Here is a 15,924-nt window from a genome sequence, read left to right as displayed (position 1 = left end):
AACAAGCCCTGCAGGCCGCGTGAATCTGTCCTAAAGCGCCTTTGACGCCCCGTCCATCAGCGGTGGAAGCGGCCGGGCGATGGCGAGACGCTCCTGCGTGCCGTCCGCGCCCATGCGCAACAGATGCTGCGCGTCAGCCGTCCGGAAAGGGGCAATCAGCGCTCCGCCCTTCGCCAGTTGCTGCAACAGCACGTCCGGTACCTCATCAATCGCCCCCGTCAGCAGGATGCGGTCATAGGGGCCGCGCTCGGGCCAGCCGAACAGGCCATCGCCATGGCGGACCGCCACATTGCCGAGGCCAAGCTCGAGCATGCGCCGGCGGGCGGCGTCACAGAGGCGGCGATAGCGGTCCATCGCAAACACATCTGCGCCAAGCTGGGCCGCCAGGGCCGCCGTGTATCCGCTGCCGACACCCACCAGAAGAATACGCGCCTCCCGGACCTGGCGGATCTGGAGGGCCTGCAGCAGCTGGCCGGTCACGGCCGGGCGCGGCACGATCTGGCCGCAGGGAATTGGCAGGATGCAGTCCTCGAAGGCAAGCTTGTCGAGCCCGGGGCCATCAACGAACGCGCCCCGGTCGATCGTTTCCATCGCCTTCAATACGCCGTCATCGGTAATCCCCTCCTGCCGCAGATGCAGGACAAGCCGCGCGGCGCGGAAGGGATCGGCGATCAGTTCGGCCATGTCTCGCGCAATTCCTTGAGATAGGCCTCGTGCGTCAGATCAACATGCAGGGGCGAGACCGAGACAAAGCCGTCATAGATCGCGCGCAGATCGGTTCCGGCATCGGGTTTTGACAGCTTGCCCTTGTAGCCGATCCAGTAATAGTCGTTCCCGCGCAGGTCTTCGCGCCGGTCTGTATGGATGATGCTCTCATCGCGAAAGCCCTGACGGGTGATCTGGATGCCCTGGACGTCTTCTGGCTCACGGTCCGGAAAGTTGACGTTCATCACGACATCGGTGGGCCAGCCCTTCGCAATCAGCGGCTCCAGGGTCTTCGCGCCCCAGGCCCGCGCCGTCGCCCACGGCAGCGAGCCGCGCTCGCGAAAGCTCTGCGCCTGGCTGAGGGCAATTGACGGGATGCCCAGCTGCATGCCGAACATGGCGGCGGCAATGGTGCCGGAAAAGCTCGTATCCTCGGCAATGTTCTGGCCGCGATTGACGCCGGAGAGCACAAGATCGGGCGCATCCGGCATCAGGTCCTGCATCGCCAGAAGCACGCAATCGGACGGCGTGCCCGCAATGGCCCACGCCTTGGCGCCGACCTTGCGGGTGCGCACCGGATGGGTCAGCGAAATGGCGCGGCCCTTGCCGGACTGTTCCTCTTCCGGCGCAGCGATCCAGATATCGTCGGTCAGTTCCTTGGCAATATCCTCGAGCACGGCGAGGCCGGGGGCGTTGATACCATCATCATTGGTGAGGAGGATTCTCACGCAATCACCTCCAGCCCGCCCATATAGGGTCGCAGCACGTCCGGCACCGTGATGGAGCCGTCTTCGTTCTGGTAGTTCTCGATAACGGCAACCAGCGTGCGGCCGACGGCGAGGCCGGAGCCGTTGAGCGTGTGGACGAATTCAGGCTTGGCGCCGGCCTCCTTGCGGAAGCGCGCATCCATGCGGCGGGCCTGGAAGTCTCCGCAATAGGAGCACGAACTGATCTCGCGATAGGTGTTCTGGCTCGGCAGCCAGACTTCGAGGTCATAGGTCTTGCGGGCCCCTGCCCCCATGTCGCCGGTGCAGAGCAGCACGCGGCGGAACGGCAGGTCGAGGCGTTTCAGCACTTCCTCAGCGCAGCCTGTCATGCGTTCAAGCTCAGCGAGGCCGGCTTCTTCATTCTCCACGATGGAGACGAGTTCGACCTTGTTGAACTGGTGCAGCCGGATCATGCCCTTCGTATCGCGCCCCGCACTGCCCGCTTCGGACCGGAAGCAGGGCGTGTGGGCGGTGAAGCGGAGCGGCAGGCGTGCGGCGTCGAGGATCTGGTCACGGACGAGGTTTGTGAGGGGAACTTCGGCGGTGGGGATGAGGTAATGCGGAATACCGGGGACACTCACAATCCCACCGTCGTTGGCGGGGATCTCCTCGATCCTCTGAGTCTTGAACAGATCTTCCTCGAACTTCGGTAACTGCCCTGTACCAATAAGTGCATTGCTTCGCACCAGGAGCGGCGGGCTCACTTCCTCATAGCCATGGTCGTCCGTCTGCAGGTCGAGCATGAAGGCCGCCAATGCGCGTTCCATGCGGGCGAGCTTGCCGCGCAGGGCCACAAAGCGGGCACCGCTCATTTTGACGGCGCTGTCGAAATCCATCTGGGAGAAGCCGAGGCCGCTTTTCAACACCTCGCCAAGGTCGGCATGGTCTTTCGGGTTGTTGATCCCGCGCGGTGTGCCCCACGGCTCGCCGACCTGAATATTGCCATCTTCGTCGCTGCCTTCCGGCACTTCGGCGAGCGGCAGGTTGGGCAGACCCATCAGGATGTCGTCGAGCAACGCCTTGGCGGCCGCTTCCTGCTCGCCTGCCGTCTCGATGGTCTGTTTGGCCTTAGCGACCAGCGCCATCAGGCGCGCGGCTTCATCCTCGTTCTTTTCCGCCTTGGCCCGGCCGATCAGCTTGGAATTCTCATTGCGCACCTTTTCGGCATCCTGCTTGTCGGTGACCGCTTTGCGCAACGCGCCGTCATGGGCAAGGATATCCGAAACCACATCGCCCAGCCCCGGCTTGCGGCGGTTCCAGGCGGCGCAGAAGGCGTCCGGGTTGTCTCGGATGGCGCGAATATCGAACATGGAATGGTCCTGCAGTGGCTGTCGCTACAGGCTCTAATGCGCCGCGCGCGCGGCGTCCACTATGCGGTGGCTTCTGCGCTGGCCTGCGAGACGGCCGAAGCCGTCTTCTTTGGCACGCGGCAGATCACCTGCGTGCCATTGCGCTTTTGCGGACGCACCTCGATGCACGGCTCGATGGCACGCAGGCGCAGCATCATCACGGCGAAGTTGCGCAGGCCGAACCAGGCCGGCTGGCCCTTGAGCGGCGTCGTGGAAAAGTCCGGAATGGCTGACAGGGCCTTGATGATCTTCTCGCGGGCAATCGGCTGGTCGGGTGTGCGCGCGCCCAGCTCCATCACAAGTTCGGCTGCGCGGGTCAGGTGGGGGTGCTGGTCCTGCGGGCGCGGATCGTGGGATTCGGCCTCGTCGCGAACCGCGTTGCGCACCTTCATCATCAGCGGCGAGCGGCGCTCCTGCACCAGCCGCGGAGCCGGGACGTCAGGCGGCGGACTGCGGAACCGGTACCATTTGCGTTTGGCGCGCTCATACTCGCACGCCGCCTTGAGCGCCGACATGTGAACGACGCCGTCGGCATGCTGGCTGTAGAGCTCATAGGTCGGGTCTGTTTCCTTGCCCGCAGTCACCACACGCAAGCGGGGAGACTGGATGCGATTCACCACAGGAACGAAATCTGAATCGGTCGTCAGGACGATGATTTCCTCAAGGTCCTTGAGATGGAGAGCCATTTCGATGGCGTCCATGGTGAGCACGATGTCGGCCGAACTCTTGCCCGACGAGATCTTGTTCTTGGCAAAGGCGCGGCAATTGAAGGCCTCGAACCCGGCCGCCTCGAAGGCTGCCCTGTGGACGTCGTGCTGCAGGTTCCAGTAAACGCGCTTGGCCAGGAATTTCCGGCGCTTCTGCTTGCGCGACAGCGCGCCATCCTCAAGCCAGAGAAGCCATTTTGCGACATTTTCGGTGAAGCCTTCGCCCGTTGCAGCGTAGATGTTGTCGAAATCGACAAGAAGAACGCTTTTCACGCGTGACAATAGGGTTCTCCCTGATTCGCTGCTTGGGCGAGCGCCTGATGTTCTACATTTAACAGGTCAATGCAACCGTGCACCGCACCAAAATGCCTACTCGGCGGCGGCCGCGGCATCCTCTTCATCCTGCTTCTTCTCGATCAGTTTCACGCAGAGGATGGAGATCTCATACAGGAGGTAGACCGGGCCGGTCAGCAGGAGCTGGGAGATGATGTCCGGCGGCGTGAACACGGCGGAAAATGCCAGAATGCCGACGATTGCATACTTGCGACCAGTGATCAGCGTCTGCGCCGAGACAAGGCCGATCTTGGCCAGCAGCGTGAGGATAACCGGCAACTGGAACGAAATCCCGAAGGCCAGCATCAGCGCCATGACCAGCGACAGGTATTCAGACACTTTCGGCAACAGCTTGATCGTGGCAACGCCGCTTTCGATCTGCTCCTGCGAAATCGAGAAACGCGCCAGCATTGGCAGCATCAGGATGTAGACGAACGCGGCGCCGGTCGCGAACAGAAGCGGCGCGACCACCAGGAAGGGCCAGAACGCCCCGCGCTCCTGCTTGTACAGGCCCGGCGCAACAAAGGAATAGACCTGCCAGGCGATCACGGGAAAGGCGAGGAAAATGCCTGCAAAGAGAGCGAGCTTCACCTTGGCGAAAAAGAATTCCATCGGCGCGGTGAAGATCAGCTCCAGCGGCGCGCCGCGAACGGCTTCCGCCTTGGCCGCAAAGGGGGCAAGCAGGAAGTCATAGATCGGCTGGGCAACGAAAAAACAGCCGAGCGCAGCAATGCCCAGCGCGACCAGCGAGAAGATCAGGCGCGAGCGCAGCTCTGTCAGGTGTTCAAGCAGCGGCGCCCGGCTGGCTTCCACTTCATCAAGGATTTCCGGCTGTTCGTCTTTGGGCGGGACCGTATTCACGCAGCGTCGTCCTTGGACTTGGGCTCTGCCTGCGGGGTTTCGACCTCGGCCGCCTCCTTGCGCATGACGGCGGCGTTGATGTCGCTTTCCATATTGGCGAGGTCGTCCTGGGCAGCTGTCATGGCATTGTTGCGCTTGAGATCCTCGATCTCCTTGCGCAGGTCTTCGAGTTCGCTCTGGCGGGCGATATCCTCAAAGGCTGCCTGGAATTCGCGGGCCATGCCGCGCGCCTTGCCCACCATCTGGCCGACCTTGCGCATCATGAACGGCAGGTCCTTCGGACCCACGATGATGAGCGCCGCAAGGGCCAGCAAGAGAAGTTCGGAAAATCCGACGCCGGGCAGCATTATGCGCCCTCCACCAGGAACATTATGACGAGGCTTTCGACTCGTCTTTCTTCGGGGTCACGTTGACAAGATCGTCCTTGTCAACGGACTTCGGTTCGTCATCATCCGCGAGCCCCTTGCGGAATGAGCGCACACCCTTGGCCATATCGCCCATGATCGAGGAAATCCGTCCGCGGCCACCGAACAATAGCAGCGCTACCACGATGACGAGGACGATCTGGAGAGGTCCGATTGAGCCCATGGGGGCCTCCTGAATGCTTGTTGCGCAATGCAGCATAGCGCCGCGTTCCGGCTGGAACAATGGGTCGAAGCTGTTAAAGGAAGTGGCATGCGTATCGCCACATGGAATGTCAACTCGATCAAGGCCCGCCTTTCCACCGTTCTGGAAGTGCTGGGCGCGATCGATTGCGACGTCGTTTGCCTTCAGGAACTCAAATGCGAGACTGACGGCTTTCCCTATCTGGAACTCGAGGAGCTCGGGTGGACCTGCGCGGTTCACGGGCAAAAATCCTATAATGGCGTGGCCATCCTTTCGAAATACCCGCTCGATGATGTCCAGCGCGGCCTGTCCACAATGGAAGATGACCAGGCGCGCTATATCGAGGCGCTGGTGATGGCGGACACGCCCATCCGCGTGGGCGGCCTCTACCTGCCCAACGGAAACCCGGCGCCGGGCCCGAAATACGACTACAAGCTGGAATGGATGGACGCGCTGGAAGGCCATGCCCGCGCATTATTGAAAACCGAGGAAGCCTTCGTTCTATGCGGTGACTACAACGTGATCCCGGGCGTCAATGACAGTTGGGACGAGACTGTCTGGGCCGATGACGCGCTTGCCCTCCCGGAAACCCGCCAGGCCTTCCGGCGCCTGAAAAACCTTGGCCTGACCGATGTGTTCGAAACCTGCGACGGCCGGGCGCATCAATACACATTCTGGGATTATCAGGGCGGTGCCTTCCAGAAGGACCACGGCATCCGGATCGATCACCTCCTGTGCTCGCCTCAGGCGGCAGACCGGCTGACGGGGGTCGAAATCTATCGCAAGGCCAGAACGCTGGACAAGCCGTCAGACCATGTGCCGGTTATCGGAACTTTTGTCGGCTGAGGTCTATTTTGCAGGCGAGCAGGACCGGTTGTAATCGGCCACGTCCTGATTGAACTGGCGCGCATTGGACTGCAAAGCAAACTCGGCCTGCGCAAAGGCGCGGCGCGCCGCATCGAATTCGGCCTTCGCCGCATCGGCGGCCTGCGCGTTCGTGGATGAGGCAAGGCGCATGACCTGTGCGTCTTCATATTGCTCACCCAGCGCTTCGGCCTTCGCAGCCAGAGCATCTCGCTTTTCGGTCGCCGCGAGAATCTCGGCCTGCTTTGGCGCCAGCGTCACCTGCATGGCCTTGCAGCGTTCAACCTGTTTTGGGGACAGGGTATCTGCAGCCGCCGGCAGGGCAGCCAAAAGGACAATCGAAACAAGGAAAGATCGGATCATGGGCAGGCATCTCGCATTTGCGTGCCTCCCTAATGCGGGATTCCGGCTGAAGCAAACCTGAATGAGCGCGCCACAGCGCCGCCCCAATTGGGTGCGGCCTGCGCCTGAATTGACTTGATGCCGTTCGCGACAATGAAAAATAAGCAATCAATCACTTTGCCGCATTTTGGCCACAATCACACATCAGTTTGTGATTGATCGCTCACATAGCGGCGTAACAGGAGAACAGACATGCCCAACGCCCCTTCTGCCATGACAATTGCGCGTCCCCTCCCCCAGGTGGCCGCCCATCGCGCCGTGACGCTCGACCAGCTGGTTGCACCATTGGACATACCGGCTGAGTTGAGCGCGGCTCGCTGGGCACCAAAATGGACGCTGACCCTGCCGATCAAATTGCTCGCTGCGTTCACGCTGCCCGCAAACCCCGCATGAGGTCAGGCGCCCGGCTCCTGGCGGCGGCGCTTGGCGACGACCACGTCGATGATGTTGAACACCGCAGCAAAATCGCTGAGCAATTCACGCACCCGGTCCGGGTCGTCGAGGCGCTTGAACATGCTGCCCGGTTCGAACAGGTCGCTGCCCTGAAGCGTGATGAATAGCTCGCCACTATCGAAGCAGCATTTCAGCTTGCCGCCATGGAATGTTTTTTCCAGATCGACCAGCTTCTGCATCAGGTCGGGCGTCAGCAGGTAGCGGCTCTCGACCTGGTCTGTCGTGTAGACTTCGAAAATCCGTTCGAATTCCGGGTCTTCCAGCATCGCCCGCTGCATGCCCTTGCCGCCGCCGAACCGGTTGAAGAACCCGGCATCGCGGGTGACCAGCGTGCGGCCATAAAATGTCTTGTCGAACTGGAAGCGCAGGCACTGGCCCTTGAACACGGTCACCCAGCGGGTCTGCGTCCGGCCTTTCGAGTCGGTCGACCGCCGCCGCTCTTCGAGATGCGCCTCGAACAGTTCGAACGCGACGCCCTTGCGTGTGCCGGTGACCAGGTCCTCGTAACTTGCGCGATCCCAGCCGGGAACGATGCCGACTTCCCGATGCTGGTAGATCGACGCGACCTGCCCGGGGCTTTCGGTGAAGTTCAGTTCGAATTGACGCGCGACAGGCGCGACCAGCAGGGTCTTTGCTTCCTTGCCGAGCTTTGCGACATCGCGCGCACCCCACCAGACATAGCCGAACCCGACAATTGCCGCGACAATGGCCAGGATCGGAAGCTTGGCGACGAACAGGCCGAGCAGCACACCAGCAATACCGATACCCCCACCGACATACCGCGCCTGGCGCGCCTTCGCGACGGCCGCAATCCGCTCGCCTTCCCGGGCCTGCAGGGCAGGGCGGATCTCGTCCTGGAAGATGCGCGCAAAGTGGCTGAAGCCCTCCGGCAGGCTCGACAGGGCACTGGTAATCGCCGGATCAATCGGGTCGGGGCCGCCACCGGGCAGGTCAGGCCTGTCGTCAGTCATTCAGCATGTCTCTCCAATGGCCATGGGCGAATACTAGACTGAGCCGGCCCTGCGCCGGAAGGCCTCAAATGTCCGCGTAAACGTGACCTTCGCCTTCGAAGCCGGAATGCGTAACCGCGCCCTCATGGGCAGGCCCGACCAGTTTGGCGAACTTTTGCAATGCGCCGGAACCATACATGGTCGTACGCGGCTTCCAGTTACGCTTGCGGTCTTCCAGCTGAGACGGCGTCAGCTGGACATCAATCGTGCCCTTGATAGCGTCGAGCGTGATGATGTCGCCATCTTCTATCAGGCCGATCGGGCCCGCATCGGCCGCTTCCGGTCCGACATGGCCGACGCAGAAACCGCGGGTCGCGCCGCTGAACCGCCCATCCGTAATGAGGGCCACCTTGTCGCCCATGCCCTGGCCGTACAGCGCTGCCGTCGTCGACAGCATCTCGCGCATGCCGGGACCGCCCTTGGGCCCCTCATAGCGGATGACCAGGACGTCACCTTCCTTGTAGTTGCGCTCGCTGACGGCCTTGAAACAAGCGGCCTCGCCATCGAAAACGCGCGCCGGACCGGTGAAGGTGAGGTTCGCAAGGCCGGCCACTTTCACGATGGCCCCGTTCGGCGCAAGCGATCCCCACAGACCGACCACGCCGCCATTCGGCGAGATCGGATCGGAAGCCTCGCGGATGACTTTCTGGTCCTTGTTGAAAACCACGTCCTTCAGGTTTTCCGCCACTGTCTTGCCGGTGACCGTCATGCAGTCGCCATGGATCAGGCCCGCATCATACAGTGTCTTCATCAGCATGGGCACGCCGCCCGCCTCGCCGAAATCCTTGGCGACGTATTCGCCGCCGGGCTTGAGGCTGGCAATATAGGGCGTCTTCGCGAATATTTCGGCCACGTCCTTCAGATCGAACTGGACACCGCATTCATGCGCCATCGCAGGCAGGTGCAGGCCGGCATTGGTCGACCCGCCGGTCGCGGCGACGACCACGGCGGCATTCTCGAACGCCTTGCGCGTGCAGATGTCGCGTGGGCGGATATTCTTCTCGATCAGGTTCATCACGGCCTTGCCGCTCTCGACGCAATATTCGTCGCGCTCCAGGTAAGGCGCCGGCAGGGCCGATGAAAGCGGCAGCGCGAGGCCGATGGCTTCAGATACGCAGGCCATCGTGTTGGCCGTGAACTGGCCGCCGCAGGCGCCATCGCCGGGACAGGCAAGCTTTTCGAGCGCGTGCAGTTTTTCCTCGGTCATCTCGTTGGAACCGGCAGCGTGTGCGCCCACGGCCTCGAACACGTCCATCACCGTCACGTCCTTGCCCTCGAAGCGGCCGGGCATGATCGAACCGCCATAGATGAAGACTGACGGCACGTTGAGGCGCAGCATCGCCATCATCATGCCGGGCAGAGACTTGTCACACCCGGCAACGCCGACCAGCGCGTCATAGGAATGGCCGCGTATCGTCAGCTCGACCGAGTCCGCGATCACTTCACGGCTGACCAGTGACGAGCGCATCCCTTCATGGCCCATGGCGATGCCGTCGGTAACCGTGATCGTGCAGAATTCGCGCGGTGTGCCATCTGCCGCCTGAACGCCCTTGCTGGCGGCATGGGCCTGACGCATCAGCGCCGTATTACAGGGCGCGGCCTCGTTCCAGCACGACGCGACCCCGACAAACGGCTTCTTGATGTCCTTGGTCGAGAGACCCATCGCGTAATAGTAGGAGCGGTGCGGTGCGCGTTCCGGGCCTTCCGTCACATGGCGGGATGGCAGCTTGGATTTGTCCCAGGTCTTGGTCATGTCAGATCTTCCGTAAGTTCAGCCAACCGCACTAGCGCGCAATTCCTGTGCGGAAAAGGGGCTAAACGTCGCCACAGGTGGCAATTTTTGCCCCGGCGCTTCTGGTTTTTCGCTCAACGCTTGCTGAGTTCCCGGCGCGCCCGAAACAGGATGGCGCTTCTGGTTACAACCCTTCCAGGCTTTTGCGCGCGGCCTTCAGTTTCTCACGGCGATCCGTCCAGTCCACGATGCGTTCGCGGTTCTCCTCGACGATTTCCGGCGGCGCCTTGGAGACGAAGGCCTCATTGCCGAGTTTCTTCTCGGTCGAGGTGATATCCTTGTCGAGCTGGGCGATTTCCTTGTCGAGGCGCTTGCGCGCTTCGTCCACGTCAATCTGGTCGGCAATGTTGAGCGCAACCACGGTTTCGCCAACAACCGTCGAAACAGCCCCTGCCGGAACGGCTTCGTCCAGAACGATGTCTTCAAGGCGCGCGAGGCGTTTCAATATGTCCTCATGGCGAAAGGCGCGGTCCTCGATGACCGGCCCGGCGCTGACCAGCGACAGGGGAATCTTCGAACCGGCCGGCACGCCAAGGTCATTCCGGAGCGACCGGATCTCGGTGATCAGGTCCAGCACCCACTCGATTTCATCATCGGCGTCAGCATCACGCGCAATGTCGTATTTGGGCCATGACTGGTGCATCAGGAAGCCCTGGGACTCGGCGCGGCCCGCAGCGCGGCGCTCCCACAATTCCTCGGTCACAAACGGCATGAACGGGTGGAGCAGTTTCAGCGTCTCGTCGAGGACATAGCCGCACACGTCGCGCGTTTCCTGCTTGGCCGCATCATCCATGCCCATCAGCAGCGGCTTGATCAGTTCGAGATACCAGTCGCACAGCACGTTCCAGATGAACTTGTAGAGCGCGCCGGCCGCATCGTTGAAGCGATACTCCTCAATGGCCTTCGTGGCCTCGGCCTCGCAGGCAGCAAGCTCGCCCAGCACCCAGCGGTTCACCGGGCTGGTAACCCTGGCAAAGTCGATCTCGCCCGGTGCGCCGCACTCGTTCATCTCGGCAAAACGGGCTGCGTTCCACAGCTTGGTCGCGAAATTGCGGTTGCCTTCGACGGCCTGTTTTGACAGGCGGATATTGCGCCCCTGCCCGGCCATCCGGCCCATTGTGAAACGCAGGGCATCGGCGCCATATTCGTCGACCAGTTCCAGCGGGTCCATGGCATTGCCCTTGGACTTCGACATCTTCTGGCCCTTCTCGTCGAGAACGAGAGCGTGGATGTAAACATCCTTGAACGGAACTTCGCCCATGAACTCGATGCCCATCATCATCATCCGGGCCACCCAGAAGAAGATGATGTCGAACGCGGTGATCAGCGTGGCTGTGGGGTAGAAAGTGTCGAGCTCGGCCGTCTTGTCCGGCCAGCCCATGGTGGAGAACGGCCAGAGGGCGGAGGAGAACCATGTGTCGAGGACGTCTTCGTCCTGTTTCAGTTTTACGCCCTTGCCGGCCTGCGCCTGGGCTTCTTCCTCCGAATGAGCAACGTAAATCGTGCCGTCTTCTGCAAACCATGCAGGGATTCTATGCCCCCACCAAAGCTGGCGGGAGACGCACCAGGGCTGGATATTGTCCATCCAGTTATAATAGGTCTTTTCCCAGTTTTCGGGCACGAACCGGGTCTTGCCCTCTTTCACCGCCGCGATAGCGGGCTGGGCCATGGTCTTGGCGTCGACATACCACTGGTCCGTCATCCAGGGCTCGATCACGACATTCGAACGGTCGCCAAAGGGCTGTTCAATCTTGAGGTTCTCGATTTCCTGCAGCAGTTCGAGCGCCTCGAAAGCCTCGACCACCTTCTTGCGCGCATCGAACCGGTCAAGGCCGCGATACTCAGCTGGAATACCAGCCGCCTCCGCATCCCCGCCATCCGCGATGTGCGCCGTTGCGTTCAGGATGTTCAGCGGTATATGGCCTGCCCGCTTGCCGACTTCAAAGTCGTTGAAATCATGCGCCGGGGTGATCTTCACCGCGCCGGAGCCTTTCTCCGGGTTCGCATACTCGTCCGCGATGATCGGCACACGGCGGCCGACAATCGGCAATTCCACGAACTTGCCGACAAGGCCCGCATAGCGTTCATCATCCGGGTGCACGGCGACGCCTGTATCGCCAAGCATGGTTTCGGGGCGCGATGTGGCGACCACGATGTAATTGCGCGTCTCGGTGCCGGTGACGTTGCCGTCTTCGTCCTTGACCGGATGTTCGTAGGTCACATCATCCGCCAGCGGGTAGCGCAGGTGCCAGTAATGGCCCGCGACCTCGCGCTGGTCGACTTCGAGATCCGAGATCGCCGTCTGGAAATGCGGGTCCCAGTTCACGAGACGCTTGTCGCGATAGATCAGGCCCTTGTTGTAGAGCTCGACGAACACCTTGGTTACCGCGCGCATCATGTTGTTGTCAGCGTCGTTGCGGTCGCCCATCGTGAAGGCTTCGCGCGACCAGTCGCACGACGCGCCGAGCCGCTTCAGCTGGCCGACAATGGCGCCGCCGGATTCCTCTTTCCACGCCCAGACGCGATCCACGAAAGCGTCACGCCCCATCTCGCGGCGGCTTTCATTGCCCGCTTCGGCAAGCTGGCGCTCGACCACCATCTGCGTCGCGATCCCGGCATGGTCCGTGCCCGCCTGCCACAGCACGTTCTTGCCACGCATCCGCTCAAAGCGCACGAGCACGTCCTGCAGCGTATTGTTCAGCGCATGGCCCATGTGCAGCACGCCGGTGACATTCGGCGGCGGGATGACGATGGAATAGGCCTGCGCGCTGGTATCGCCGGAAGGCTTGAAACAGCCCGCCGCCTCCCAGGCCTCGTAGATGCGGGTTTCGGCTTCGGCAGGGTCAAATCGTTGGTCGAGCATGGGGACGAATGGTTCCGGGTGTTCTGGACAAAATGAAAAAGGCGCGCCTGTTGTGGCGCGCCCTTCCCTATAACGAATTTGTCGGGTGAGGCTAGCGCGCCATGCGGGCGATGCGCTGCACCTCGGCTTCAACCTTCTGCTCGACAATCGACGGCAGGTTGGCATCGAGCCATTCCTTGATCATCGGCTTGAGCAGTTCCCGCACGAGGCCTTCGATCGTGTTGTCGCCGCCGAGATCCATTTTCGAGATCAACTTGCCGAGCGACCCGGCGGCAGCATCGGCCGTATTGTCGTCGGTCAGGACGGTTTGCTGGTAGCGAGTGCTAGCAGGCATGTCGGTTTCCTTTGGCGCTTGGGCTTGAGGGCGCGGGGCTGGACGTGGCGCGGGAGCAGGTGTGGGTGCTGGTGCCGGTTCGGGCTCCGGAACGTGCCTGAAGACGGGCGTCGGCTCAGGCTGAGACATTTCGGCGGCACGGGCCGCGTCGAGCACACCCTGGAAGGCGCCGCCTGCATCGGGCTCGAAATCCGCGTCGTCCGATTCGAACGTCTCGTAATCCTCGTCCGTCTCGGAATCGAACATCACCTCATCGAGCTCATCCTCGGCAGATTCGAAGGCCGGTTCGGAATAATCGTCATCTTCGACAGCGGGCTCTTCGCGCACTGCCGTCGGCGTGCCGGGGCGGCGCGCATTGCTTGCATCATCTTCCGAGATGATCTTGCGGATCGACGCGAGGATTTCCTCCATCGTCGGTTCCTTGTGCGCTTCGTTGGCCATGTCAGCCCCTTACATTTTACCCATCAGAATCAATATAGATTAATGCGTAAGTCGTATCGGTTAACAACCACTTGACGCCATTAACCTTATTCTGAAGTCGGCGCCGTGCCCATGGGCACTGGCCTGTCCAGTTCGCCAGCCGCCCGCAACAGGCGATAGGCCGCGACATAGGCATCCCGTTCGGACTGGACCAGCGCGAGGCGTGCCTCGAACAATTGCTGCTCCTGATCGAGCACGTCCAGCGTGGTACGAACGCCAACAGCCAGTTCTTCCTTGGCGCCTTCATAGGCGATTTCAGCCGCATCAACCTGTCGCCGCGACGCCTCGATGGCCCGCAGTGACGCGTCATAGCCATACCAAGCCTGTGCGACCTGGGCACGTATCTGTCGCTCAAGCAGGTCGATCTGGTTGCGCGCCTGGTTCCGGCGAAGGCGGGCAGAGCTGACCTGGCTCTTGATCAGGCCGCCCGACAGGAGCGGGATCGACCCCTGGGCCACGGCCGAAACGTTCGTGTTGCGCTGATCCGGGTCGCCATAGGTCTGCTCGACACCAGCCGTGCCGATAATGTTGATCTGCGGCCTGTACTGCGCGCGGGCCACCTCGATGGCCTCGCCTGCGGCACGTTCGGAGTGGCGTGCCGCCTCAAGATCGGGATTGCCATCCAGCGCGACCGACACAGCCTCTTCCAGAGACGCTGGCAGCGGCGGAATGGGCGGCGGCGGCGGCAGGTCACCCGGCTTCAGACTGGTCAGGAACTGATAATTGGCTTCACTGCTCTCAAGCGCCGCTTCTGCACCAGCCAGGGCCGCGCGGGCCCCTTCAAGGCGGGCATTGGCGAGCGACACGTCGGTTCGCGTGACAACGCCGACCTCAAACCGGTCATCCGCCGCGCGCACCTGTTCGCCCGTCACTTCGACATTGTTCTTGCGAATCGCCACCGCTTCGCGATCACGCCGCACGTCGACATAGGCGGAGACAACCTGGAGGATCAGGTCCTGCTCGGCGGCATCGAACTGGGACTTGGCAGCATTGATTCCGGCCTTGGCCTGGCGGATTCCCGCGCTGACACGTCCACCCGTATAGAGCGGCTGAACGGCCTGCACCTGCGCGCTCGCAATGGGCCGGTCACCCAGGCCGAATGCCAGTGGGGATGTCGTATCGACATATTCATAGCCGGCGCTGCCGACAATATTCACGGTCGGCCGTTTGCCGGAACGGGCCTGTTCAAGGTTTTCACGGGCAATATCCGTCTCGGATCGCTGGATATCGAGTTGCGGATTGGTGGCGAACGCCGATGCAACCGCCTCATCCAGCGTCTCGCCCATCGCGGGGGCACCTGCCCATATTGCAAGGGTGGCTGCGCCCAACAGGCAACGATACTTTACACTCATCCCGAACTCCCTGACGTCCCGGTCTTGCGAACAGCTTATAGCCTGCAAGCCAGACCAGTGAACAGTGTTCACTTTTCTACCGAGTTAACAATGCGGCCAATTGAGCGCAGGGCGAATCAGAAAACGAAGGATTGCTTGCGGTCGAACTGCGCAAAACGGGGCGGCCAGGCGTCAAAACCATCGCGCGCGGACACTGTATCGCCCGCTTTCGTGAACACGGTGCCCCGGCCAAGCCCTTCACGCTCAGTCACAACAGCGACCAGGCGACCGCCATCTGCCAGCTGGGCGGTCCAGGCTTCGGGTACCGTCTCCACCATGCCGCAGACATAGATTACGTCGAAAGGCGCCTGGTCCGGCAGGCCTGTGTCGATCTTGCCTTCAACAGCAACGGCACGGTCCAGGTTGAGGGACGCGAAACGCGCGGACATGGCATCGACCAGCTCGGTTGTCTCTTCCAGAGCAATGACGGTCTCGGACAGGTGGCTGATCAGCGCCGCCTCATAGCCTGCCCCTGCGCCGATAACGAGCACGATGTCACTTGGCTTGATTCCCGCCAGCTTGACCAGTTTTGCCGTATCGCGCGCGATCCAGAGCGCACGGCCCGGCGATGTGACGATCTCGAGTTCGGAATAGGCGACCGATTTGCGTGAATTGGGCACGAACGCTTCGCGCGGCGTGCGCAGGAAGGCCGAAACAATCGGCGCGTCGGTGACATCGTTCGGGCGGATCTGGCTATCCACCATGATCTCGCGGGCTGCGTCAAAATCCATGGGCGCACGCCTTCCTCTGGCAAAACGGACGTAGGAACGCCCCTTTAGCATGGGCGGCGACGGGCGCAATGCGCGATAAACGCACGACCAGTGAAAACGCAGATTGAAAGCCTGCCTATTGCTTGCTAGTGACGCGCCTCTGGTCAGGCTCTATGGCGGAGTGGTGACGCAGCGGATTGCAAATCCGTGCACCCCGGTTCGATTCCGGGTGGAGCCTCCAGAACACATTCCAGCATTTTGTCAGTCTTAACGCAGTCTTGCGCCGTTTATGTGCGT

The 15,924-nt window shown here is 61.8% G+C and carries 15 protein-coding genes, 1 tRNA gene and 1 pseudogene; 3 read left to right on the top strand and 14 right to left on the bottom strand.

Annotation, left to right across the window (positions count from 1 at the left end; translation table 11 throughout):
• Positions 1 to 30: 30 nt before the first annotated feature.
• From ACQ66M_RS14755 to ACQ66M_RS14725, 7 genes and pseudogenes are all read right to left on the bottom strand, one after another.
• A complete protein-coding gene (locus ACQ66M_RS14755; protein WP_430404783.1) occupies positions 31 to 684 on the bottom strand; it encodes a protein-L-isoaspartate O-methyltransferase family protein in 654 nt (217 codons plus the stop codon).
• Positions 672 to 1,433 carry a 5'/3'-nucleotidase SurE gene (gene surE / locus ACQ66M_RS14750; protein ID WP_430404781.1) on the bottom strand — a complete coding sequence of 254 codons (762 nt, stop codon included), beginning with the start codon at positions 1,431 to 1,433 and terminating at the stop codon, positions 672 to 674. Before surE ends, ACQ66M_RS14755 begins: the two co-directional genes overlap by 13 nt.
• Positions 1,430 to 2,782, bottom strand: coding sequence for a serine--tRNA ligase (gene serS / locus ACQ66M_RS14745; protein ID WP_430404779.1), 1,353 nt, complete (start codon positions 2,780 to 2,782; stop codon positions 1,430 to 1,432). Before serS ends, surE begins: the two co-directional genes overlap by 4 nt.
• 59 nt (positions 2,783 to 2,841) lie before the next feature.
• The gene (locus tag ACQ66M_RS14740; RefSeq protein WP_430405183.1) at positions 2,842 to 3,801 is read right to left on the bottom strand and encodes an NYN domain-containing protein; all 960 of its coding nucleotides are present in this window, start codon (positions 3,799 to 3,801) and stop codon (positions 2,842 to 2,844) included.
• Between the two features lie 96 nt (positions 3,802 to 3,897).
• Positions 3,898 to 4,722, bottom strand: coding sequence for a twin-arginine translocase subunit TatC (tatC, locus tag ACQ66M_RS14735; RefSeq protein ID WP_430404777.1), 825 nt, complete (start codon positions 4,720 to 4,722; stop codon positions 3,898 to 3,900).
• A 148-nt stretch (positions 4,723 to 4,870) separates the two neighbouring features.
• Positions 4,871 to 5,069, bottom strand: a pseudogene (gene tatB, locus ACQ66M_RS14730) (Sec-independent protein translocase protein TatB); the annotation flags it as partial.
• 22 nt (positions 5,070 to 5,091) lie between these two features.
• Positions 5,092 to 5,310 (bottom strand): twin-arginine translocase TatA/TatE family subunit, encoded by a 219-nt coding sequence (locus ACQ66M_RS14725; RefSeq protein WP_350171704.1) that lies wholly within the window; start codon positions 5,308 to 5,310, stop codon positions 5,092 to 5,094.
• 87 nt (positions 5,311 to 5,397) lie between these two features.
• Here ACQ66M_RS14725 and ACQ66M_RS14720 point away from each other — a divergent pair, with 87 nt between their 5' ends.
• Positions 5,398 to 6,174: an exodeoxyribonuclease III gene (locus ACQ66M_RS14720; protein WP_430404775.1), complete on the top strand. Its 777-nt coding sequence runs from the start codon at positions 5,398 to 5,400 to the stop codon at positions 6,172 to 6,174.
• A gap of 3 nt (positions 6,175 to 6,177) precedes the next feature.
• Here the strand turns inward: ACQ66M_RS14720 and ACQ66M_RS14715 are convergent, their stop codons facing one another.
• Complete coding sequence (locus ACQ66M_RS14715) at positions 6,178 to 6,555, bottom strand: hypothetical protein (RefSeq protein ID WP_430404773.1); 378 nt, start codon at positions 6,553 to 6,555, stop codon at positions 6,178 to 6,180.
• A gap of 231 nt (positions 6,556 to 6,786) precedes the next feature.
• Here ACQ66M_RS14715 and ACQ66M_RS14710 point away from each other — a divergent pair, with 231 nt between their 5' ends.
• Positions 6,787 to 6,987, top strand: coding sequence for a hypothetical protein (locus ACQ66M_RS14710; protein ID WP_430404772.1), 201 nt, complete (start codon positions 6,787 to 6,789; stop codon positions 6,985 to 6,987).
• A 2-nt stretch (positions 6,988 to 6,989) separates the two neighbouring features.
• Here the strand turns inward: ACQ66M_RS14710 and ACQ66M_RS14705 are convergent, their stop codons facing one another.
• The 6 genes from ACQ66M_RS14705 to ACQ66M_RS14680 all read right to left on the bottom strand — a co-directional run bounded on the left by ACQ66M_RS14705 (position 6,990) and on the right by ACQ66M_RS14680 (position 15,648).
• The gene (locus ACQ66M_RS14705; protein ID WP_430404770.1) at positions 6,990 to 8,018 is read right to left on the bottom strand and encodes a DUF3137 domain-containing protein; all 1,029 of its coding nucleotides are present in this window, start codon (positions 8,016 to 8,018) and stop codon (positions 6,990 to 6,992) included.
• Positions 8,019 to 8,082: 64 nt separating this feature from the next.
• Positions 8,083 to 9,810: a dihydroxy-acid dehydratase gene (ilvD, locus tag ACQ66M_RS14700; RefSeq protein WP_350171694.1), complete on the bottom strand. Its 1,728-nt coding sequence runs from the start codon at positions 9,808 to 9,810 to the stop codon at positions 8,083 to 8,085.
• Positions 9,811 to 9,973: 163 nt separating this feature from the next.
• A complete protein-coding gene (locus ACQ66M_RS14695) occupies positions 9,974 to 12,712 on the bottom strand; it encodes a valine--tRNA ligase (protein ID WP_430404768.1) in 2,739 nt (912 codons plus the stop codon).
• Between the two features lie 91 nt (positions 12,713 to 12,803).
• Entirely contained in the window at positions 12,804 to 13,487 is a 684-nt protein-coding gene (locus ACQ66M_RS14690) for a DUF2497 domain-containing protein (protein WP_350171690.1), read from the bottom strand.
• An 86-nt stretch (positions 13,488 to 13,573) separates the two neighbouring features.
• The gene (locus tag ACQ66M_RS14685; protein WP_430404766.1) at positions 13,574 to 14,878 is read right to left on the bottom strand and encodes a TolC family outer membrane protein; all 1,305 of its coding nucleotides are present in this window, start codon (positions 14,876 to 14,878) and stop codon (positions 13,574 to 13,576) included.
• Between the two features lie 116 nt (positions 14,879 to 14,994).
• The gene (locus tag ACQ66M_RS14680) at positions 14,995 to 15,648 is read right to left on the bottom strand and encodes a protein-L-isoaspartate O-methyltransferase family protein (protein ID WP_430404764.1); all 654 of its coding nucleotides are present in this window, start codon (positions 15,646 to 15,648) and stop codon (positions 14,995 to 14,997) included.
• 146 nt (positions 15,649 to 15,794) lie between these two features.
• On the opposite strand from ACQ66M_RS14680, the gene ACQ66M_RS14675 reads away from it, so the two are divergent.
• Positions 15,795 to 15,868: transfer RNA gene (locus ACQ66M_RS14675), tRNA-Cys, on the top strand.
• Positions 15,869 to 15,924 lie beyond the last annotated feature (56 nt).

Origin of the sequence: Hyphomonas sp., from assembly GCF_965284475.1 — a bacterium.
In the GTDB taxonomy this organism is placed as follows: Bacteria; Pseudomonadota; Alphaproteobacteria; order Caulobacterales; family Hyphomonadaceae; genus Hyphomonas.
The sequence above is the reverse complement of the archived record's forward strand: the minus strand, read 5'-3'. Positions and strand labels throughout refer to the sequence as shown.